General features: G+C 69.6%; 18 protein-coding genes and 1 riboswitch. Of the genes, 9 read left to right on the forward strand and 9 right to left on the reverse strand.

The genetic code is table 11. The features are described from left to right. Nucleotides 1–179 precede the first annotated feature (179 nt). Nucleotides 180–1502, reverse strand: a complete 1323-nt coding sequence (locus ACWDNU_RS22380; protein WP_449670323.1) for a M20 family metallopeptidase — start codon at nucleotides 1500–1502, stop codon at nucleotides 180–182. A gap of 37 nt (nucleotides 1503–1539) precedes the next feature. Then, a complete protein-coding gene (locus ACWDNU_RS22385) occupies nucleotides 1540–2301 on the reverse strand; it encodes a class I SAM-dependent methyltransferase (protein ID WP_449670324.1) in 762 nt (253 codons plus the stop codon). Nucleotides 2302–2468: 167 nt separating this feature from the next. Here ACWDNU_RS22385 and ACWDNU_RS22390 point away from each other — a divergent pair, with 167 nt between their 5' ends. The 4 genes from ACWDNU_RS22390 to ACWDNU_RS22405 all read left to right on the forward strand — a co-directional run bounded on the left by ACWDNU_RS22390 (nucleotide 2469) and on the right by ACWDNU_RS22405 (nucleotide 7467). Next, nucleotides 2469–3395, forward strand: coding sequence for a DNA-3-methyladenine glycosylase family protein (locus ACWDNU_RS22390; protein ID WP_449670325.1), 927 nt, complete (start codon nucleotides 2469–2471; stop codon nucleotides 3393–3395). Between the two features lie 207 nt (nucleotides 3396–3602). Further along, entirely contained in the window at nucleotides 3603–4319 is a 717-nt protein-coding gene (locus ACWDNU_RS22395; protein WP_370935189.1) for a M50 family metallopeptidase, read from the forward strand. A 776-nt stretch (nucleotides 4320–5095) separates the two neighbouring features. Continuing rightward, complete coding sequence (locus ACWDNU_RS22400; protein WP_449670326.1) at nucleotides 5096–6328, forward strand: aldehyde dehydrogenase family protein; 1233 nt, start codon at nucleotides 5096–5098, stop codon at nucleotides 6326–6328. A gap of 32 nt (nucleotides 6329–6360) precedes the next feature. Further along, complete coding sequence (locus ACWDNU_RS22405) at nucleotides 6361–7467, forward strand: dihydrofolate reductase family protein (RefSeq protein ID WP_449670337.1); 1107 nt, start codon at nucleotides 6361–6363, stop codon at nucleotides 7465–7467. Between the two features lie 77 nt (nucleotides 7468–7544). On the opposite strand, the gene ACWDNU_RS22410 is transcribed toward ACWDNU_RS22405, so the two are convergent. The 5 genes from ACWDNU_RS22410 to ACWDNU_RS22430 form a co-directional block, all read right to left on the reverse strand. Beyond that, entirely contained in the window at nucleotides 7545–8765 is a 1221-nt protein-coding gene (locus ACWDNU_RS22410) for a chitinase (protein ID WP_449670327.1), read from the reverse strand. 809 nt (nucleotides 8766–9574) lie between these two features. Next, a complete protein-coding gene (gene cobN / locus ACWDNU_RS22415) occupies nucleotides 9575–13180 on the reverse strand; it encodes a cobaltochelatase subunit CobN (protein ID WP_449670338.1) in 3606 nt (1201 codons plus the stop codon). 53 nt (nucleotides 13181–13233) lie between these two features. Then, nucleotides 13234–13307, reverse strand: a riboswitch (cobalamin riboswitch). A gap of 68 nt (nucleotides 13308–13375) precedes the next feature. Continuing rightward, on the reverse strand, nucleotides 13376–13615 hold the full coding sequence (locus tag ACWDNU_RS22420; protein WP_037354504.1) for a helix-turn-helix transcriptional regulator: 240 nt from the start codon (nucleotides 13613–13615) through the stop codon (nucleotides 13376–13378). A 6-nt stretch (nucleotides 13616–13621) separates the two neighbouring features. Then, the gene (locus tag ACWDNU_RS22425; RefSeq protein ID WP_370935192.1) at nucleotides 13622–14476 is read right to left on the reverse strand and encodes an ABC transporter permease; all 855 of its coding nucleotides are present in this window, start codon (nucleotides 14474–14476) and stop codon (nucleotides 13622–13624) included. Continuing rightward, nucleotides 14473–15378, reverse strand: coding sequence for an ABC transporter ATP-binding protein (locus ACWDNU_RS22430; protein WP_370935193.1), 906 nt, complete (start codon nucleotides 15376–15378; stop codon nucleotides 14473–14475). Before ACWDNU_RS22430 ends, ACWDNU_RS22425 begins: the two co-directional genes overlap by 4 nt. A 96-nt stretch (nucleotides 15379–15474) precedes the next feature. Between ACWDNU_RS22430 and cobG the strand changes: the two genes are divergently transcribed. The 3 genes from cobG to ACWDNU_RS22445 are packed head-to-tail and all read left to right on the forward strand — an operon-like array spanning nucleotide 15475 to nucleotide 18733. Then, nucleotides 15475–16599: a precorrin-3B synthase gene (cobG, locus tag ACWDNU_RS22435; protein WP_449670328.1), complete on the forward strand. Its 1125-nt coding sequence runs from the start codon at nucleotides 15475–15477 to the stop codon at nucleotides 16597–16599. Next, nucleotides 16596–17219: a precorrin-8X methylmutase gene (locus ACWDNU_RS22440; protein ID WP_370935195.1), complete on the forward strand. Its 624-nt coding sequence runs from the start codon at nucleotides 16596–16598 to the stop codon at nucleotides 17217–17219. Before cobG ends, ACWDNU_RS22440 begins: the two co-directional genes overlap by 4 nt. Further along, nucleotides 17216–18733: a precorrin-2 C(20)-methyltransferase gene (locus ACWDNU_RS22445; protein WP_449670329.1), complete on the forward strand. Its 1518-nt coding sequence runs from the start codon at nucleotides 17216–17218 to the stop codon at nucleotides 18731–18733. Before ACWDNU_RS22440 ends, ACWDNU_RS22445 begins: the two co-directional genes overlap by 4 nt. Here the strand turns inward: ACWDNU_RS22445 and ACWDNU_RS22450 are convergent. Continuing rightward, nucleotides 18724–19152: a MarR family winged helix-turn-helix transcriptional regulator gene (locus tag ACWDNU_RS22450; protein WP_449670330.1), complete on the reverse strand. Its 429-nt coding sequence runs from the start codon at nucleotides 19150–19152 to the stop codon at nucleotides 18724–18726. The genes ACWDNU_RS22445 and ACWDNU_RS22450 overlap by 10 nt on opposite strands. Nucleotides 19153–19211: 59 nt before the next feature. Here ACWDNU_RS22450 and ACWDNU_RS22455 point away from each other — a divergent pair, with 59 nt between their 5' ends. Continuing rightward, nucleotides 19212–19709, forward strand: coding sequence for a hypothetical protein (locus ACWDNU_RS22455; protein WP_449670331.1), 498 nt, complete (start codon nucleotides 19212–19214; stop codon nucleotides 19707–19709). Here ACWDNU_RS22455 and ACWDNU_RS22460 read toward each other — a convergent pair. Then, complete coding sequence (locus ACWDNU_RS22460; RefSeq protein ID WP_449670332.1) at nucleotides 19603–20397, reverse strand: AraC family transcriptional regulator; 795 nt, start codon at nucleotides 20395–20397, stop codon at nucleotides 19603–19605. The genes ACWDNU_RS22455 and ACWDNU_RS22460 overlap by 107 nt on opposite strands. Nucleotides 20398–20451: 54 nt before the next feature. Here ACWDNU_RS22460 and ACWDNU_RS22465 point away from each other — a divergent pair, with 54 nt between their 5' ends. After that, nucleotides 20452–21600, forward strand: coding sequence for an MFS transporter (locus tag ACWDNU_RS22465; protein WP_449670333.1), 1149 nt, complete (start codon nucleotides 20452–20454; stop codon nucleotides 21598–21600). Nucleotides 21601–21698 lie beyond the last annotated feature (98 nt).

Genomic DNA, 21698 nt, shown 5'->3' on the forward strand with positions numbered 1-21698 from the left:
CCGCCGACTAGAGCCCGACAGGGCTCGCCACGCGACTGCCACAGCGTCAGCTCAACCTGCGCGAACCTCCAGCCAAACCAGCGCGCAACTCCGGCCAAATCCGTCAAGCCGTCCGAAGCACCTCCTCCCCAGCCTCACGGCCCATCGTCATCCCGCTTCTCCGTCTCTCCCACCACGAATCAGTCAAAGAAACTCGGCACGTCCAGCGCCCCTCCCGATGCCTCGAACTCGTCGTGCACGGCTTTGCGCAGGTCCGCGTCGGCGAGATAGTCGGCGGCTGTCAGAGCCAGGCCCAGCGCACCGTCGACGACCGCTTGATCGCCCGTCGGCGATCCGGCGGCCTCGGCGAATTCCTTGGTGTGCAATGCGACCGTCGGACCGGACACCGCGATCATCGGATGCAGCGCCGGCATTCGGAACGACAAATTTCCGAGGTCCGTGCTCCCCGTCAGGAACTCCGGCACGATGCCCGGCGGCAGCGGCTTCCGCCCGGTGCCCTCTTGATTGACCGTCCACCGCCCGGCCAGCGTGGTGTTGAACCGGATCGGCAGGTACGCCGGCTGCTCGTCCCAGTGCAATTCCACCCCGCAGCCCGTCATTTCTGCTGCGCCGTGGGCGATCGCAGTCATCCGGTTGGCCAGGTCGCGCAGCGTCTCCGGATTCGCCGACCGGAGGTAGAACAAAAGAGCCGCCCGGGCTGGAATCACGTTCGGCCGCGCACCGCCATCGGTGAAGATGCCGTGCACTCGGTCGCTCGACGGCAACTGTTGCCGCAGCGCGGACACTCCTTGATAGGCCGCCACCGCCGCGTCGAGCGCATTGCGCCCCATGAACGGTTGCGCCGAAGCATGCGCGCCAACGCCGTGGAACACCATCTCCAGCTGTCGCCTGCCGAGGAACGGGTGCAGCGCGATGTCGTGGCTGAACGGATGCAGCATGATCACCGCGTCGACATCGTCGAAGATCCCGGCCCGCGCGAGCGTTTCCTTGCCGCCACCGCCTTCCTCCGCGGGAGTGCCGACCAGTGACACACGACCGCCGAGTCGTTCGGCCACTGCCGCCGCGCCGAGGAACCCGCCGGCTCCGGCAGTGCAAATAACGTTGTGCCCGCAGCCATGTCCCAATCCGGGCAGCGCGTCGTACTCGGACAGGACTGCGATGTGCGGTCCGTCGTTGTCCGGAGTTCCCGTGCGCAAGGCGGTATCCAGCCCGCCGAGCCCGACGGCGACTTCGTGCCCGTGCGCACGCAGCAACTCGGCGAGCGCGCCGACTGACCGGTGTTCGGCGAACCCTTCTTCCGGATGCGCGTGCAGATCCTGACTCAGCGCGACTAGTTCGTCAGCTCGGGACCGCACTGCTTCTTCAACCGCGGCACGGGTTTCCGCGTCGGCTCCGGTGTGGTCGGAGCCGAGCGGTTCGGCGGCGGCCACGGCGTCGGCGGTGGCTTCGATGAGGGAACGGAGGTGGCTGTCGTCGGGCGGGACAGGTGCGGCGTGGGTCATGCGGGGAATGCTATCTCCGAACCCCGACAAAAATGGATCACCGCACGTCGGACAGTCGACCGGAGACGAGTTGGGCGACTCCGAAGTACTGCTCGCGCACCTCGTCGAAGCCACGCGCGCGCAGGCTGGCCGCGATCTCCCCGCGGTCGAACATGCGTTGTCCGCTGACGATTCCTCCTGCGGTATCGGCGATCCGGGCCACCTGGCAGTCGCGGCGAGCGCTCGTGAGCAGGACGATCCGGCCGCCGGGACGCAGAACTCGCGTGAACGAATCAAGCGCGCGTTCCGGCTCGGCGAACATGTGCAGGGCGGCGAAACAGCAAATTGCGTCCACAGTGGACGAAAGCAGCGGCGGCTCGACCGCGTCGGCGCGAAGGTAGGTCACGGCCGGTGAATCAGTTTCTTCGACCGCGCGCGAAAGCATGCTGCGTGCTCCGTCCAAACCGATCGCAAGCCCGTCCGGTCCCACTGCGTCGCCGAACGCGCGCGTGAACCGGCCAGTGCCGCACGCGACGTCGAGCACGACCTGACCTGGTTGCAGCGCGAGACGTTCGGCGGCCAGGGCGACCTCGTCGGCCATGCTCGGGCCGCTGGGGCCTTTGAGGACACGGCCGAGCACTGGCCGCCAATAGCGTTCGTAGACCTGCGGCAGCAGCGTGGTGCGCATGAGCCGCTGAGTGAGGCCGGTGGGCGGACCGGCTTGGGCAGCGTCGCCGAGCGTGTCGAGGAAGCCGTCGGCCGTGGTGGCCGGTTCGCTGAGCAGGTCGGTGAGCCGTTGCTGGGTGCTGTGGTGGGGCACGGGGGTCCTCTCGGTGGGGATACCGGCAGTATGCGGCATCGATGGCTCACTCGTTCGAGTGAAGATCGGCCCGATCAAGCGTTCGACGCCCGGCATTGTCGGTGCCTGTTCCTAACGTCGTCAGCACGGTCTCCGACCCGCGGAGGCCCAGCGAGGAGGACTGTCTGATGACCGCACCGATCCTGCGTCCGATCGACCTGCCCACCGGTGAAATCGCCGTGCACGGGGCCTTCGACCTGAGTGCCGCGGCGCAGTGGCTCGCCGGGGCGGGTCCGGTCGGATCCTTCGCGGCCGAGCCGGGCGTGCTGCGGTTGGCGTTCCCGGCGGAGGGGACCTGGACCCACGCCGGGGCCGCGATCCGGCAGAGATCCCCGGGCACGGTCGAAGTCGGCGTGGCGGCGCCGGTGGAGATTGCCGCGCGGGTCGTCGCGCAGGTGAGCCGGATGCTCTCGCTCGACGTCGACGAATCCGGTTTCGCCGAGGTCGCGAGCCGCGACTCCGTGGTCCGGCGGTTGCAGGCCCGCCACAGCGGAGCGCGCCCGGTGCTGTATTCGTCGCCGTACGAAGCAGCCTGCTGGGCCGTGCTCACCCAAGGAATGCGTGCCCGGCAGGCGATGCGGTTCCGGGAACAGCTCGCGGTGCGACACGGTCGTAAGGTCGGCGAGGATGGGCCGTTTTCCTTTCCCGCACCGCAGATTCTGGCCGAGTTGGGCGACGAACCGTCGGTGGGACCGTTCCGGCTCGCGCGCCTTCGAGCTGTCGCCCGGGCGGCAGCTGATGGCCGCCTGGACGCTGAAGAGCTGCTGGCGCTGCCGATCCTCGACGCGATGACGCGGCTGTGCGCGATTCCGGGCATCGGAGCGTTCTCCGCCGAGCAGATCCTGCTGCACGGCGCGGGACATCCCGATCTCTTCCCGCGGCTGGACACCCAGCTTCACCAGATGCTGTGCGCGGAGTACGCGTTGCCTCCCGACACGCCGCCGGACGAACTCGAACCACTGGCTGATGACTGGCGTCCGTATCGGTCGTGGGTCGCGCATCTCTTCCGGCTCGATCGGCTGCGGACGTCGGAATCCGGGGAGGTGGCGGACTGAGCGGTTGCTGAAGTCGCGGATCGACAGGAGGGAGACGTTATGGAGTGAGCCGCCGCCCATACCGAATCGCGGCCGACGGTTGTTGCCTGGGCACTCACAGGGGCCAAATAGCGCCTGTGGTGAGGTGTCCGCGTGACTACGCCTGTACTCGCCGTCTCGACTGTGCTCAGTGCTCGACCGGGTACCGGGGAAATCTCTGGTGCGGCCATGGCAGCGGGCACTGGGACAGTCGGTGCGGCGCTGGAACAGGCGAACACGCCCAGCGTCATCACGTTGGTCACCGGCGGCATCGCCTTGCTGGTGGTGCTCGCCGGCGGGACGCCGTGGCGGTTCGCCCGCAACGTCATCACGATCGTGCACGAGGCCGGCCACGCGCTGGCAGCGGTGACGGTCGGACGGCGGCTGCGGTCGATCCGGCTGCACTCGGACACCTCCGGGGTCACCGTGTCGCGCGGCAAACCCGAAGGGCCGGGCATGGCGTTCACGGCCTTGGCCGGGTACGTCGCGCCGTCGGTCTTGGGGCTGCTGTTCGCGAGCCTGGTCGGGGCTGACCTGATCACCGCGGTGCTCGTGCTGGTCGCGTTGCTGCTGCTCGGTGTGCTGATCATGGTGCGCAATGCCTATGGCGTGTTCACGGTGGTCGCGAGCGCCATCGTGCTCGGGCTCGTGGCTCTGGTCGCGCCGAAGGTCGTGCAGGCGCCGTTCGTGTATCTGCTGACGTGGTTCCTGCTGTTCGGCGGGGTCCGGCCGGTGGTGGAGCTTCAGCTCAAACGGCGACGTGGCCAGGCGCGGGACTCCGACGCCGATCAGCTGAGCCGGTTGACCGCCGTGCCCGCGGTGTTGTGGGTGCTGGTGTTCGGCGTGCTCACGGTGAGCTGTGTCATCGCGGGCGGGCTGTGGTTGCTGCAGCCGTTGGCGTTGTGATGCTGCCGCTGTGGTTCTGGGCTGTGGCGAGCTGGTCGCTCGGTCGCGTGAGGCGAGCTGATACGCGGGCTGGTTGCTCGGTTGCGTGGGGCGAGCTGGCACGCGGGCTGGTTGCTCGGTTGCGTGGGGTGAGTGCGTGGGGTCGCTGGGTTGTGGCGGACTGGTCGGTGGCGCGGCGGCGACGTCTGTGGGCGTCGAGTCGCTGCGGGGCCGGTGGTTGGGCTGTGCGTGCTGACGTCGTGAGTGCACGGCTGCGGTGGAGCGGCTGGCCGTGGGCTGGGACTGGCGTGGGAAGGCAGCTGCTGAGTTGCGCGTGTTGACGCCGTGGGGCGCTGGGTTCGGCCGTGGTGCTGGGCACTGGTGACGCTGCGGGTGTCGTGAGTGCGGGGCTCTGCTGTGTGGCTCCTCTAGCAGTCGATGGGCTCGCGGTCGCGGCTTGTCTCCTGGCCTGGGTGTCCGTCTGAGGTCGCGGCGATTGGCGGGCTGAGCGGGTGGCGCGGCGGCGGTCGGCACGGCCGCGTGGCGGTGTGACGACGCGATCGTGGGCCCAAGCACCAACCGGACACCAGCAGCGTCGGTGGCTGGCGTAGGCGCGTCCCCGGCTCAGGCGGCAGACCGCGGACATGGACGCGACGGTCGTGAGCGGCGGCGTTGTCGACCATGTTGTCCACCAGGAGACTGGTGCCGCGAGTGTCCCGAGGGCTGAGCCCGTCGTCTCCCCATGTGGGCGGTACGGCAGACTGGACGTCTGCTGAGCCGCCGGAGGGAGACAGGCGATGGACGAGGTCGCGAAGGCCGTCGAGGAGTGTGCGCGGGCGGCGAAGGCGGCTGCGCCGTCGTTGGCTGCCGCCGGGGACGAGGCGGTGGACGCGGCGCTCGTCGGGATGGCGGAGCGGCTCGTCGCGCACCGGGACGAGGTGCTCGAGGCCAACCGGGCCGACGTCGCCAAGGCTACGGCCGACGGCATGAGCGCCGGTCTGCTCGACCGGCTCGCCATCACGCCCGAGCGGCTCGACGGGATGGCCGCGCAGCTGCGGTTGCTGGCTGGCGCGCCGCACCAGGAGCGGTCCGTTCCGGTGTCCACGTTGGACGGTGGGCTGCGGCTGGTCGAGCGGCGGCGTCCGGTGGGTGTCATCGGCGCGAACTACGAGGCGCGGCCGAACGTGACGGTCGATGTGGCGTCGCAGTTGGTCAAGTCGCGTAACGGCGGCGTGCTGCGGACCGGGTCGGCGGCGCTGGGGTCGGCGCAGCGGTTGCGGGACGTCGTGATCGCGCCCGCGCTCGAGGCCGCCGGGATCAACCCGGACGTCGTGCAGTTGGTGCCGCGCGTCGAGCGGGAAGCGGCGTCGGCGCTGGTTCGGTTGCCTGGGCTCGTGCCGCTCGTCATCCTCCGCGGCAGTGGCGACAGCACGCGTGCGCTGGCGACTGAGGCCGCGGTGCACGGGGTGCGCACGTTGGCGCATGCCGACGGCGGCGGGGTGCTCTACGTCGACGCCGCTGCGGATGCGGGCAAGGTCCGTGACCTCGTGTTCTCGAGCCTCGACCGGCTCGGCGTCTGCAACCGGCTGAACCTGCTGCTGATCCACGAGGACGTGCACGACACGGTGTGGCCGCAGATCGAGTCGGCGCTGGCCGAACGTGGCGTCACGCCTTCGCTCGCGCCGCACGAGCATCCGATCGGCTACGAGTGGGCGCTGGACTCCGAGCGGGAGGCGACCGTCACGGTGGAGAAGGTCGGCGGACTCGTCGACGCGGTCGAGATCGCGAACGAGCGCACCTCGGGACTGGCCGCGGGGATCGCGACCGAGAACCCGGCGGCCGCGGAGCAGTTCTTCGACGGCTACACCGGCACCGGCGTGTTCTGGAACGCGCCGACCCGGCTGCTGGACGGCTTCAAGCTGCTCGCGGTGCCCGAAACCGGCATCAACCTCGACCGGGTGCCGGGTCCGCGCGGACCGGTGACCTACACCGACCTGTACGTCCGCCAGTACGCCGTGGTGCCTGCCTGACCTGGCCGGAGCACGATGAGCGGATGGGCACCATGACCGGGCGGCCGCACGTCCTGCTGTCCGCGGCGCAATCGCTGGACGGCTACCTCGACGATGCCGGCAGCACGCGGCTGATCCTGTCCAACGAGGACGACTTCGCGGAGGTCGACCTGCTCCGTGCCGAGGCCGACGCCATCCTCGTCGGCGCGGGCACGGTGCGGGCCGACAACCCGCGGCTCCTCGTGCGCTCCGCAGAACTGCGGCGCGAGCGCGTAGCAGCAGGACTGTCCGAGCAACCGGTCAAAGTGACGGTCACCAGCAGCGGCAAGCTGGATCCGACGTCGCGGTTCTTCACCGTCGGCGACACCGAGAAGCTCGTCTATGCGCCGCGAGGCAGCGCGGACAGTCTGAGCGCGGTCGCGACTGTCGTGGATGTCGGCAGTCCGCCGCAGCTTGAGCGCGTCCTGGACGACCTCGGCGCGCGGGGGATCCGGACGCTGCTCGTCGAGGGCGGCGGGGCGGTCCACACGCAGTTCCTCGACGCCGGGCTCGCCGACGAACTCCGGCTCGCGGTCGCGCCGATCATGGTCGGCGACCCGCGCGCGCCGCGGTTTCTCGGGCCGGGAGCGTTTCCGCGACCGTTGGAGCTGACCGAAGTGCGGCGGCTCGGGGACGTCGCGGTGCTGCGGTATCGCGCCGCGGCTGAACCGTCGTCGCTCGATCTGCTGCGGTTGCGCCAGGCCATCGACCTTGCCGACGAGTGCCCGCCGAGTTCGACATTTCGGGTCGGCGCGGTCGTCGGGCTGCCGGACGGGACGGTGCTCGCCACCGGGCATTCGGGCGAAGGCGATCCGCACAACCACGCGGAAGAGTCCGCGCTGGCGAAGCTCGATCCGCACGACCCGCGGCTCGCCGACGCGACCATGTACAGCTCGCTCGAACCGTGCAGCGATCGTGCGTCCCATCCGAAAAGCTGCACGCAGTTGATCCTCGAAACGGCCATTCCGCGCGTAGTGATGGCTTGGCGGGAACCGTCGTTGTTCGTTGAGGCCGAAGGAGTCGAGCGGCTCGTCGCGGCTGGACGGCGGGTGATCGAGGTGCCGGCGCTGGCCTCGGAGGTTCGCCGGGCGAATACGCACCTTCCCGGCGTTCGTCCCTGATTTCTCAATACAATTGACGGATCGGGCGCTGCGGCACGGAATCCGCGTCGCAGCGCCCGATCGGGAAAACTAGCCGGTCAGCAGCCTCCGTTGTCGGTCCAGACGCCCCACTGGCCGGTCGTGCCGGGTTCCTCGCCCTGGGTCCACCATTTCGCGGTCCATTTGTGGCCGTTGTGCGCAACCACGGTGCCGCCGGTGTAGACCTGCGTTTTCTGCCATTCCGGTGCCGAACAGGTGCCCGGGGGATTGCTGGTCGGACTGGTCGGGCTCGTCGGCGGAGTGGTCTGCGGCGGGGTCGCGCCGGCGAACCGGGTGGTGAATTTCGTGAAGTCCCAGTCGTTTTGCTGGACGTTCGAGCACACGCTGTTGTCGGTCGTCGTCGTGCACTGCCGGTCGCGGTTCACTGCCCAGAAAGTGAACCGGCCGAGATGGTGGCTCGTCGCGTAGTCGTACACGGTCTGGAAATCGGAAACGTTGAAGTATTCCGACGAGTCGGATTTCCCGTTCATTCCCGAGAAACCTTCGTGCGAATACGCGGTGTCGCTGTCCCAGCCGAGGTGGCTCTGGAGCAGGCCGTGGAACGCTTCCAGTGCCGAGACCTGCGAAGCGCCGCCGCCGGTGAAGCCGCCGTCGAACGGCATGATCGAGAAGTCGTTGGGGGAGAAGCCGATCGACTTCGCCTGGTCCAGCAACTGGGTGCCGAACCAGCCGGTGCCCGCGGCGGTTCCCGGCATGGTCACCGAGACGAACAGCCCGGGGTTGTCCGCCTGCAGTTTCTTCGCGGCGCCGAGTTCGTTCGCGATGGCAGCGGTGTCTTCGTACTCGGGTTCTTCGAGGTCGAAGTCGATCGCCTTCAGGTTGTATTTCGCCACGACCTGCTGGTAGGCGGCGGCGGTCGCGTCGACAGTGCCGCAGGTCTGGCCCAGCTTCGTGCCGCCGTAGCCGCCGACCGAAACCGACACGTCGCCGCCGTTGCCGCGGATGCGGTTGATCGCGTCGCCGACGGTCGTGTCCGAGGAAACCGGCGATGTGCCGTCCCAGGTGGGACTGCATCCGCCGCCCTTGGGCGCGAGGATGAAGGCCAGCTGGAACGCTTTCTGCCCGGTCGCGTTCATGACGGTCACCGGGTCGGGCGGGTTGTTGCTCTGCGGCATGAGGTACGGCGCGGCGGCGTACCAATTGTTGTCGAGGCCGGTCGACGTCCCGGTCTGCGCGTGGGCGGTCGCGGCCACCACGGCAGCTGCTCCGGCCACGGTAGCGGCGGCGACGAGTGTGGCGGCCAGTCTGCTTCGCTGCATCTGTCCTCCGGCGAACATGCGGAAAATTTGATGCGGTAAGCATTGGACTAGACCATTATGAAGTCAAGGTGCGGTCGGCTGCTCTTGTCCGGCGGGGGACGGGTTCGGGGCGTATGCCGGAATTCGGTGGGAGCGGGTTCACCCTTGTGGCGCAACGGTTCCGCGCAAAGGGACGCGGACCGCGGGGGCGAGTGGTCCGCTGGGGGAAGGGGAGACGGTGACGGTGCGGTTGGACTGGACGGGTGCCGCCAGGGGGCGCGGCGCGAGGACTGCGGTGGTCGGGCGGCGGGGAAAGCTCGGACGGCTCGGTGCGTGGTGGCGGGAGCAGTGGTGGTGGCGTGGCTGGGCTGGGCGGGCTTGGCGATAGGGCTCACGCTGCGGGTGGACGCGGGGGCGGGCGCTGGAGGGGCGGCGTGCGTGGCCGAGGTAAGCCGCGCAGCAGGGTGAGGACTCTCGCACGCGGAGCGTGCGGCTGATCGGCATGGGGGTTGGCGGGACAGCGGTGACGGTGGCTGACTGGCGGTGACGGGCGGTGACGGCGGCTGTTCGGCGGAGCGGGTGCCCGGGTAGCGGAGGCCGGTGGAGCGGCTGGCCTAGTGAGTCCTTCGAGAAGGCGCGGGCAAGCTCGGCGCGGGCGCGGTACGGCCAGATGAGCTGGGACAGCGCATGAGGCCGTCGGTTGCGGCGGGACGGCGGGTAGGGGCCCGTGAATGGAATCGCCGCGAAGGGGAGCAGCACGCCAGCGGTAAGTTCGCCGGGTGGCCTCAGCTGGCCGAATCCGAACCAGCCGAGGCCACCCGCGACGAGGCTCAGTCGTTCTCCAGATCGCCTTCCAGCGTCAGGTACACCTCACGCATCTCAGCCAGCAACTCCGGATCCGGCTCTTCCCACAGCCCTCGGTCCGCAGCCTCCGTCAGGCGTTCGATGATTCCCCGCAAAGCCCACGGGTTCGCGTCCCGCAGGAACTGCTGGTTTTCCTCATCCAAGACATACGACTGCGACAACTTCTCGTACATCCAGTCGCCGACCACACCAGCGGTCGCGTCGAAGCCGAACAGGTAGTCCACAGTGGCCGCGAGTTCGAAAGCGCCCTTGTAGCCGTGGCGGCGCATGGCGGACAGCCACCTCGGGTTGACCACCCGTGCGCGGAAGACGCGGGCCGTTTCTTCGCCCAGGGTTCGAGTACGGACGGCATCTGGCGTGGTGGAATCGCCGACGTACGAGGCGGGGGCGGAGCCGGTCAGGGCGCGGACGGTGGCGATCATTCCGCCGTGGTACTGGAAATAGTCGTCTGAGTCGGCGATGTCGTGTTCGCGGGTGTCCGTGTTCTTCGCGGCCACCACGATGCGTTTGTACGACGATTCCATGTCCTCGCGCGCGGGGCGGCCGTCCAAATCCCTGCCGTAGGCGAAGCCGCCCCAGACTGCGTAGACCTCGGCCAAATCCTTGTCGTCGCGCCAGTTTCCGGAGTCCATCAACGGGAGCAGGCCGGCTCCGTATGCGCCTGGTTTCGAGCCGAAGATTCGCGTGGTGGCTCGGCGATTGTCACCGTGTGCGGCCAGGTCCGCGGCTACGTGGGCGCGGACGTAGTTGGAGGATTCCGGTTCGTCCAGGGAAGCGGCTAGGCGGACGGCGTCGTCCAGGAGGGTGATGACGTGCGGGAAAGCGTCGCGGAAGAAGCCGCTGATGCGGACTGTCACGTCGATCCTCGGGCGGCCCAGTTCGGACAGCGGGATGGGCTCGATGCCGGTTACGCGGCGGGACGCCTCGTCCCAGACCGGCTGGATTCCCAGTAATGCCAGGACTTCGGCGGCGTCGTCGCCGGAGGTGCGCATGGCGGAGGTGCCCCAGACCGACAGGCCGACGGACCGGGGCCAGTCGCCGGTGTCTTCGCGGTAGCGGCGGAGCAGGGAGTCGGCCAGGGCCTGGCCGGTTTCCCAGGCCAGGCGGCTGGGGATGGCTTTCGGGTCGACGGTGTAGAAGTTCCGGCCGGTCGGCAGGACGTTCACCAAGCCGCGCAAAGGGGAACCGCTGGGGCCGGCGGGGATGTAGCCGCCGTCCAGTGCATGCAGGACTGCGTCTACTTCGGACGAGGTGCCGGCCAGGCGGGGGACGATTTCGGTGGCGGCGAAGGTCAGGACGCGGGCGACTTCGGCATCGAAAGTGCCCAGGACTTCGCTCACCACTGAAGAGACCGAAGAAGGTGACCACGCGTTGGTCTCCATCAAAGAAACCAAGGTGTGCGCGGTGGTTTCGATGGCGTCCACTTCGGACAGCGGGGCGTCCGAGTTTTCCTTCAGGCCAAGGGCGGAACGGAGGCCGGGGACGGCGCCTTGCTTGCCGCCCCACATTTGCTGGGCTCGGAGCATCGCGAGGACCAGGTTGACGCGGGCCTCGCCGACCGGGGCCTCGCCCAGGATGTGCAGGCCGTCGCGGATTTGGGCGTCCTTGACCTCGCACAGCCAGCCGTCGATGTGCAGCAGGAAGTCGTCGAACTCCGCGTCGTGCGGGCGTTCGTCGACGCCGAGGTCGTGGTCGAGTTTCGCGGCCTGGATGAGAGTCCAGATCTGGGCGCGGATCGCCGGGAGCTTCGCCGGGTCCATCGCGGCGATGTTGGCGTGCTCGTCCAGCAACTGCTCCAGGCGGGCCAGGTCGCCATACGATTCCGCGCGGGCCATGGGCGGGACCAGGTGGTCCACGATGGTCGCGTGCGCGCGGCGTTTCGCTTGCGCGCCTTCGCCGGGGTCGTTGATCAGGAACGGGTACACCAACGGCAGATTGCCTAGGACCGCGTCGGGTGCGCAGGCGGCGGAGAGGCCTGCGGTCTTGCCGGGCAGCCATTCCAGTGAACCGTGTTTGCCGAGGTGGACGACGGCGTGCGCGCCGAATTCCTCTTCCAGCCAGCGGTAGGCGGCGAGGTAGTGGTGGCTCGGCGGCAGGTCCGGGTTGTGGTAGATCGCGACCGGGTTTTCGCCGAACCCGCGGGGCGGCTGGATCATCAGGATGACGTTGCCGGACTGCAGCGACGCCAGGACGATGTCCCCCTCGGGGTTTGCCGACGTGTCGACATACAGCGAACCCGGTGCGGGGCCCCAGTGTTCTTCCATCGCTTCCCGCAACTCGACCGGCAAGGCGGCGAACCACGAGCGGTAGCGGGCGGCGGGGACGCGGATCGGGTTGCCGGACAGCTGTTCTTCGGTGAGCCACTCAGGGTCCTGGCCGCCCGCGGCGATCAGGGCGTGGATCAAGGCGTCGCCGTCCGGCTGGTCGGTGCCGGTCGGGTCGACGCCGGGGAAAGCGTCCGTGCCGAGGTCGTAGCCGCGTTCGCGCATGAGGCGCAGGAGTTTGATCGCCGAAGCAGGAGTATCCAGGCCGACTGCGTTGCCGACGCGCGAGTGCTTCGTGGGGTACGCGGACAGCATCAGGGCGATCCGGCGGGAAGCAGGCGGGGTGTGGCGGAGCCGGGCGTGCGCGAGAGCGATGCGGGCGACGCGGGAGGCGCGTTCGGCGTCGGCGATGTAGCGGGGGAGGCCGTCGTCGTCGAATTCCTTGAAGGAGAACGGGACGGTGATGATCCGGCCGTCGAATTCCGGTACCGCCATCTGGTTGCCCGCGTCGAGCGGGGACAGGCCGTCGTCGCTGGCGGACCAGGTTTCGCGGTCGCTGGTCAGGCACAACGCCTGCAGCACCGGCACGTCCAGCGCGGCCATTTCCGCGACGTCCCACGATTCGTCGTCCCCGCCGGCTCCGGCTTCCGACGGACGGGTGCCGCCCGCCGCGAGCACAGTGACCAGCAGGGCGTCGACCTTGCCGAGCTCAGCCATCATCTCCGGCGCGCGCGTGCGCAGGGACGCGGTGTGGATCGGCAACGCCCGGCCGCCCGCGGACTCGACCGCGTCGGCCAATGCGTGCACGAAGCCGGTGTTTCCGGACAGGTGGTGCGCGCGGTAGTAGAGGATCCCGATGACCGGGCCATCACCCGCCGGAGCCGGCCGCGAAAGCACGCCCCACGACGGGAGTTCGGCGGGCGGCTCGAAGCCTTCGCCGGTCAGGAGCAGGGTGTCGGACAGGAAGCGGTGCAGCTGCGTGAGGTTCTCCGGACCGCCCTGCGCGAGGTACAGATGCGCTTGGGCGGCGATCCCGGCCGGAGTCGTGGAGAGCTTCATCAGCTCCGCGTCCGGCGTCTGCTCGCCGCCCAGCACGACCACGTGCGCACCGGACGCGCGCAGCGTGTCCAGGCCTTCTTGCCAGGTCCGCGGCGTGCCGAGAATCCGGACGACGACGATCGAGCAGCCCTCGAGCAGCCCGGGCAGGTCGCCGAGCGGAAGCCGGGACGGGTTGCCGAGCCGGTAGTCCGCGCCGCTGGCCCGGGCGCTGAGCAGGTCGGTGTCCGAAGTGGACAGCAGCAGGATCACGGCGTTCCTCACTCGGGGTGTCCGCGCCCCGGGTCGACGGTGTCGCCGGCGGGAGTTCCTGGCTGCCGGCGGCCGCGGGGCCGCCGGTCACAGTGGCGGGACCGCCCCGGATTCGCACCGGGTTCCTCCGCGTGCCGACGCGTGTGCGCTCTTACTCTCGCCGGGCGCACCCGCGCCGTCAAGGTGAGCAGACCCTCACGCGGGCTTGCTTTCGTCCCCGATGCGCGGGAAGGGCGCGGTGGAGAAGAGCACCTCCACCGCGACCTCGAAGAACTCCGCGATCCGCAACGCGAGGTAAAGGCTCGGGCTGTACTCGCCGCGCTCCAGGTACCCGATGGTCTGGTAGTGCACGCCGAGCGCGTCCGCGAGCTGCCGCCGCGAGATGCCGCGTTCGGCGCGCAGCACCGCGATGCGGTTGTAGACGTTCTCGCTCACCGCGCCTCACACACGCTGAAGTGCCCTTTCCCGTCGCGCCGCCACCGACGACCCCGATTCGCGCCGGGCCATCCGCTTCAGCAGGATCGGGGCCAGCACCAATCCGATCACGGCCCACGCGAGCAGCACCCCCAGGGTCGCCCACGGCCGCCACGACTGCCCGATTTCGACGACGACCGCCTGGTCGGGCAGCAGTGCCGAGCGCATGCCGAGGCCGAGCCAGTACATCGGGAACACCTGCCCGACGTCCTGCAGCCAGACCGGCAGCGCGGTGATCGGGTAGAAGATCCCGGAGATCGCGCCGAGCCCGAGCACCGGCAGCATGACCAGCGCCATCATCCGCGAGTCCTGGATCAGCGAGCCGATCGCGGCGCCGATCGGCATGGTCGCGACGAGGCCCGCGGCGAGCACCCACACCAGGTTCAGGATCGAGAAGAACCCGTCCGGGGCCAGCCCGTCGAACAGGAACAACGACGGCACCAGCATCACGACGATGCTCGCGACCTGCATCATCGAGAACGTCGTGATCTTCCCGACGAGATAGCCGAACATCCCGTTCGGCGTCGCCTTCGCCCGCAGCAACGTGCCGTCCTCGCGGTCGACGATCAGCGAGCCCGCGACGGCGGACATGCCGTTGAACACGAGGCCCGCGCCGATCACGCTGGGCACCGTCGCGGCGCCCAGCGAGAACGAGGTGCCCGGCAGGTGCGCGTCACGCATGAAAAACAGCGTGCCGAAGATCATCGCCAGCCAGACGAGCTGGCCGATCAGGTCGTCCCGGTTCGTCCACTGCTGGCGGAATTCGATGAACCCGCGGCGGAGTCCGGCCCGCGCCGCGGTCCGCTGTGCCGACGCCGTCATCGCGCACCTGCTTCAGCCAGCCCGGACTCCGCGCGCTGCACGAGCGTCAGGTAGGTGTCCTCCAGCGACGCGCGACGGACCTCCAGGTCGGCGACCGCTTCGCCGTGCTGCTTGAACAACTCGTACACGTACTTCGTCGCCTCCGTGGTCGAGTGCACGAACCGCTGTCCGTCGACCGTCCAGCGCACCTCGGCCTCGCCCGCGATCTGCCTGCTCAGCTGGTCCGGCGAACCGTCGGCGACGATGTGGCCGCCGCTCAGGATCAGGATCCGGTCGGCGAGCTTCTCGGCCTCGTCGAGGTCGTGCGTGGTGAGCAGGATCGTGGTGTCGTCGTCGGCGAGCCGGTGCACGAGCTCGTGGAAATCGCGCCGCGCCCGCGGATCGAACCCGGCCGTCGGCTCGTCGAGGAACAGCAGCTCGGGACGGCCGACGATGCCGATCGCCACGTCCAGCCTGCGCCGCTGCCCGCCGGACAGCATCCGGATCTTCTTGCCCGCGTGCTCGGAAAGCCCGACCGCCTCGATCAGCTCGTCGGTGTCCCACGGGCGGCGGATCCGGTCGGTGGAGTACGGCGCGTAGAACGACCCGAGCAGGTCGAGCAGTTCGCGCACGCGCCATTTGCCGTGGTCGCGCCAGGACTGGAGGACGACCCCCAGCCGCGCCCTCCAATCCTCGCCGCCGCGCGCGGGGTCGGTGCCCAGCACGGAAACCTCGCCCGCGGACCGCATACGGAACCCTTCGAGGATTTCGATCGTCGTGGTCTTGCCCGCCCCGTTCGGCCCCAGCAGGCACAGCACCTCGCCGCGGTGCGCGGTGAACGACGTGCCGTGCAGCACGTCGTTCGTGCCGTAGCGCATGCGCAGGCCTTCGACGCGGAGCACGGTGTCCGCTTGATCTCTCATTGGATAACCCCCATCCTCCCTGTGCGATGGAATGTAGCAGATGTACTACATATGATCGCAAGCCTGTTGAATCAGCCGCGGGTTACAGTGAGCGCCATGTCCAGCCCTGCCCGCGTGCGCGCCGACGCCTGTCCCGGAGTCTTCGCGACGCACGACGCGGCGGACGGGCCGCTCGCCAGGGTCCGGCTTCCCGGCGGCGTGGTGAGCGCGGATCGGTTGCGCGCCTTGGCAACCTGTGCGGAAGACCTCGGCGACGGCGACGTGCATCTGACCTCGCGGGCGAACGTCCAGCTGCGCGGAGTGCGCCGTCCGGGCTTGGCGGGACGGCTGACCGAAGCCGGGTTGCTGCCGTCGCCGAGTCACGAACGCGTGCGGAACGTCCTGGCTTCGCCGTTGAGCGGGATTCGCGGCGGGCTCGCGGACGTCCGGGGGCTTTCCGCGAAGCTGGATCGCGAGCTGTGCGCGCGGCCGGAGCTCGCAGAGCTGCCGGGACGGTTTCTCTTCGGCTTTGACGACGGTCGCGGCGACGTCGTGGGCACGGACGTTTGCTGGCGCGCGACCAGCGAGTCGACCGGTGTGGTGCTGCTGGCGGGCGCTGATTCCGGCTGGCCGGTGCCGCGCGACGAGGCGGTGTTCGCGCTGCTCACCGTGGCGGAAACGTTTGCGCGCACGCGAGGTTCGGCGTGGCGGATCGGAGAGCTGGACGATCCTTCGACGCTGCTGCCGGACGGTCCGCGGGAAGCGCCGCAACCCCGGCCGAGCCGAATCGACCCAACGGTCGGCCGGATCCAGCGCGACGACGGCGGCGAGGCGGTCGGGGTCGCGCCGCGGTTTGGCCAGCTGACTGCCGCGCAGCTGCGCACGCTCGCGGACTTCGGCGACGCCGTGGTCACGCCGTGGCGTTCGGTGCTGCTGCCCGGCGGCGCGGACGTCGAGCTACTGCACGCGGCGGGACTGTCGACGGATCCGGCGACGGCGGAGCTTAGCGCCTGCATCGGCGCGCCGGGGTGTGCGAAGTCTCTCGCCGACGTCCGCGCGGACGCGGCGACACTGGTCGCGGACGGGCAGTTGGTGCACGTTTCGGGCTGTGCCCGGCGGTGCGGACGGCCGTCCGGGGCCCACCGCGACGTCGTCGCCGAACCCGGCGGCTACCGTGTCGACGGACGCTGGACCCCGGCGTCCGAGTTGGCGGATGCGTTGGCGAGAAAGGGACCTTCGTGATCGACTACCTGCGGGACGGGGCCGAGATCTACCGGCACTCGTTCGCCACGATCCGCGAAGAGGCGGACCTGGCGATCCTGCCCGACGACGTCGCCGGCGTCGCGGTCCGGATGATCCACTCCTGCGGCATGGTCGACCTGGTCGACGACCTGCGGTACTCGCTCGACGTGGTCGAGGCGGGCCGCGCCGCGCTGGAGGCGGGTGCGCCGATCCTGTGCGACGCGCAGATGATCGCCAGCGGCATCACGCGCAAACGGCTGCCCGCGGCGAACGACGTCGTCTGCACTTTGGCCGACCCGAGCGTGCCCGGGCTGGCCGAACGGCTGGGCACCACGCGGTCGGCCGCCGCGCTGGAGCTGTGGCGCGATCGGCTGCCCGGTTCGGTGGTGGCCATCGGGAACGCGCCGACCGCGTTGTTCCGGTTGCTGGAGCTGCTGGACGAGGGCGTCGGCGCACCGGCCGCGATCATCGGGGTGCCGGTGGGGTTTGTCGGCGCGGCTGAGTCCAAAGTGGAACTGGCGAAGCGGGCGCCCGCGCCGTATCTGGTCGTACACGGCCGTCGCGGCGGCAGTGCGATGGCCGTCGGCGCCGTGAACGCGATTGCGAGCGCGGTCGAATGACGGGGCGGCTGTACGGCGTCGGGCTGGGCCCCGGCGATCCGGAACTGATGACGGTCAAAGCAGCGCGGCTGATCGGCGAGGCGGACGTCATCGCCTACCACAGCGCGCGCCACGGGCGCAGCATCGCGCGGTCGGTGGCCGAGCCGTATCTGCGCGAGGGGCAGCTGGAAGAGCGGCTGGTCTATCCGGTCACCACGGAGACCACCGACCATCCCGGCGGGTATGAAGGCGCGATCGCCGATTTCTACGAGCTGAGCGCGAAAAAGCTTGCCGAGCATCTCGACGCCGGGCGTGACGTGGTGCTGCTGTGCGAGGGAGATCCGTTCTTCTACGGCTCCTACATGTACATGCACGAGCGGCTTGTCGGGCGGTTCGAGACCGAGGTGGTTCCCGGCGTGACGTCGGTGAGCGCGGCGTCGTCGGTGCTCGGCCGCCCGTTGGTGCAGCGGGACGAAGTGCTCACTGTGCTGCCGGGAACGTTGCCAGCGCCCGAATTGGCGCGGCGGCTCGCGGACACCGAAGCGGCGACGGTGCTGAAATTGGGCCGTACCTTCGGTTCTGTCCGGGAAGCGCTCGCGGAGGCGGGCAAGCTCGACGACGCCTGGTATGTCGAGCGGGCGACCTGGGGACAGCAGCGGGTGGAGCCGTTCGCGGACGTCGACCCGGAGTCGGTCCCGTATTTCTCCTTGGCATTGCTGCCAAGCCCGGCTTACAAGTCGCGTGTGGACGGTGAACCGGCGGTTCCGGCGAGCGCTTCGGCACCGGTGGAGGGCGGCGAGGTCGTGGTCGTCGGGCTCGGTCCGGCCGGGCCGGAGTGGTTGACGCCGGAAGCGTCCGCGGAATTGGCGGCGGCGGACCACATCGTCGGCTACGGGCCGTATGTCGCGCGGGTTCCGCAGCGGGCGGGGCAGCAGCGGCACGCGTCGGGGAACCGGGTCGAGGCGGACCGGGCGGTCGAGGCGTTGCAGCTGGCCGCGACGGGTGCGCGGGTGGCCGTGGTGTCGTCCGGGGATCCGGGCGTGTTCGCGATGGCTTCGGCGGTGCTGGAACAGGTTTCGGCCGGGAACGGCGCTGGTGCGCGGGTGCGGATCGTGCCCGGGGTAACGGCGGCGCAGGCGGCCGCGTCGCGCGTCGGAGCGCCGTTGGGGCACGACTATTGCGTGCTGTCCCTTTCGGACCGATTGAAGCCGTGGGACATCATCGAACGTCGCCTCGACGCGGCTGGTGCGGCGGATTTGGTGCTGGCGTTGTACAACCCGGCTTCGCGGACTCGGGTGACGCAGCTGGCGAACGCGCGGGAAGTCCTTTTGCGGCACCGGGATCCGGAGACACCGGTGGTGGTGGCCCGCGATGTCGGCGGGCCGGAGGAAGACGTTCGGGTTACTACGCTCGGCGAGCTTGATCCGGCCACAGTGGACATGCGCTGCCTGCTGATTGTGGGTTCTTCGCGCACGGTCGTGGAGGAAGGGCCGGACGGGCGGTCGATCGTGTGGACGCCGCGCAGTTATTCCTGACCTTCTCGCAGCAGTCGCTCCGCCTCGGCGAGGTGGTGGGTGAGTTCTTTCCGCTGCACGGCACTGAGTTTCGGTGCGTGCGCGGCCAAGGCTGAGGCGATCGAACCGTCCGCGCGGGTGCGGAACATCGCGCGGGCGGACGGTTCGATCTCCAGTCGCGACTTGCGCCGGTCCTTCTCGTCGGGACGCACGCGCACGACGCCCGCGTCCGCCATCCGGTGCGTGATCCGGGAGACGAGGCTCTGCGCCAGCCCGGTCCGGCGGGTCACGTCGCTGATCGTCGCGCCGGGATTGCGCGAGACGTCCTCGATCACCGCCAGTTCTCCCGCGTTGACCTGATCCGCGCCGGTGTTCCCGGTGCTGGTCAGGGCGATCTCGCGCAGGGCGCGGGCGAGTCGGTGCAGGTCGGCGGCGCGCATGGCCCCATTCAATCACTGGTGATACATTCGGGGAAGTATCACCAGTGATGGAGTTGGCGATGGTCGACGACGTGCTCCTCGCGCTCGGGATCGGAATCCTGATCGTGCGGCAGTTCCAGTGGCGCTCCGCCGAACCGCGGCGGATGCTGCTGATGCCGGTTCTCCTGATCGCGGTGGGGCTGGTTTACCTCGGGTTCGAGCTGGGCGGCGGGTTCGAGTCGGCGGATTGGCTGTTGGTCGGCGAACTCGTCCTGGTCGCGGGCACCGGCACCGCGATGGGCTACGTGACGCGGTTCCGGCAGGCAGGCGTGCTGCAGTATCGGCTCACTGGCGCGGGAATCGTGCTGTGGGCGGTCTTTCTCGCGGTCCGCGTCGGCTCATTCGCGCTGGCCAGCGTTCTCGGCGCGCACCTGCTCGACGCGACCGGGCTGATCCTCGTCTCGTTCGGCGTCAACCGGCTGGCGGCGAGTCTCGTGGTGCGCCGCCGGATCCGGTCTGTCCACTGTGGAGATAAGACCCCGGCGTATGACCAAGGGAACGCCGGAACACGTCGATGAACGCGCTGGCCGTGGCAAACCCGCACTGCTGCGCCACGGCCGTGACCGATCGACCCTCCACCAGTAGCCGCAGGGCGTGATAGAGCCGGAGCTGGGTGCGCCACTGCGGAAACGTCATGCCGGTATCCGCGCGGAACAGCCGGGTCAGTGTCCGGCCGCTGGCGCCGACGGTCCGGCCCAGCGCTGCCAAACTGCGCGAGTCAGAAGGATCTTCCTCCAGCAGTTGGCACACGGCGACCAGCCGCGGATCGTGCGCGGCCGGAACCTGCACCGGACGTTCCGGCGCGAGGGTGAGCTGGTCGAACAACACCGCCCGCATCCGTTGTCCGGCAGGCGTCGCACGGTCCTCGCCGAGTTCGGTGTACGCGATCAGCAGTTCCCGCAGCAGCGGAGTGACTGCGAGCGCGGTCGGCTCGGTCACCGGCAACGGGCTCAGCTCCTGCGGAAAACCGAACAGGTGCAGCCGCGTGACGCCGTAAGCGCGGTGGGAGTGCACGGTGCCCGCCGGAATCCACAGCGCTCGGTGCGCGGGCGTGATCCACCGCGACCGGTCGGTGTGCACCGCGAGGACGCCGCTGCTGGCGTAGACGATCTGGTGCTCGTCGTGCCAGTGCTCGGCAATGCTCGCGGTCGCCGCCAGGTCCCGGATGTTCGTGGGAGCCGCGGGCAGATGGCCGGAAATCGACATAACTCGGCATAATAACGGAATCGCGAAGACCCACCCCGATCTGACGATGATCGGGTGACGACGACACTCCCGGCCCGGACCGCGCGCTGGCCGATGCCGCTGATGGTGCTCGGCCACGCGGTCGACGACCTCTACCAGGGCGCGGTCCCCGCACTCGTGCCGTTTCTGGTCGCCGAGCGGCATTACGGCTATCTCGCCGCGGCCGGGATCACGGTGGCCGCGACGCTGCTGTCCTCGGTGGTCCAGCCGCTGTTCGGCGTGCTGACCGACCGGCGGCCGATGCCGTGGCTCGTGCCGGTGGGGATGACGGTCGCCGGGGCCGGGATCGGACTCTCCGGGCTCGCCGATTCTTACGCGCTGACCTGGCTCGCGATCGCGCTGTCCGGCCTCGGCGTCGCGGCCTACCACCCGGAATCGGCGCGGATCGCCCGTCGGATCGCCGGGCGCGGCCACGTCGGGATGAGCTGGTTTTCCTTGGGCGGCAACGTCGGTTTCGCGCTCGGGCCGATCGTCGTCACCCCGGTGCTGCAAGCGGGCGGACTCGGCGCGACGCCGTATTTGGTGCTGCCCGCGCTCGTCGCCGGGGTGGTGATCGCCGCGTTGTTCCGGCGGATGAGCGACCTGCATTCGGCCGCGCGACACCGGGCGCACGCCGGGCACGACGATTGGCGTCAGTTCGGCTGGCTGACCGTCGTGGTCGTCGGACGCTCCATCGCGGCTTTCTCGCTCAACACCTTCCTCGCCATCTGGGTCACGCAGCGGACCGGCAGTGTGCTCGCCGGGGAGGTGGCGTTGGTGGTGCTGTTCGGAGTCGGCGCGCTGGGCACGCTGCTGGGCGGTGTGCTGGCTGGAAGGTGGGGGCGCATCCGCACGGTCCGCGTGTCGTATGCGGCGGCGGTGCCTGCGGTCGCCGGGATCGCGCTGGTGCCGGGATACGGCGTGTTTCCGCTGGTCGCGCTTGCGGCGGTGGCGTTGTACGTGCCGTTCTCGCTGCACGTCACGCTGGGGCAGGACTACCTGCCGAACCGGCTCGGGACCGCCAGCGGGGTGACGCTTGGACTGGCGGTGAGCGTCGGCGGGGTGGCCGCGCCTGCCGTGGGAGCGCTCGCCAACGCGGCCGGATTGCAGTGGGCCTTGCTGGCGCTGGCGGTGCTGCCCGCGGTGTCGGTGGTGGGGGCGCGCCGGTTGCGGGAGCCCTCGTGAGTGGCGATGCCGGTCGGTCCACGCCCGCTTCGAGCACGTCGGCGTATCCGCCGTGGGGCAGCATCCAGCCGATCTGCACCGTGTCCGGATGCGCGTCG

Source organism: Amycolatopsis sp. NPDC003676 (assembly GCF_053587275.1).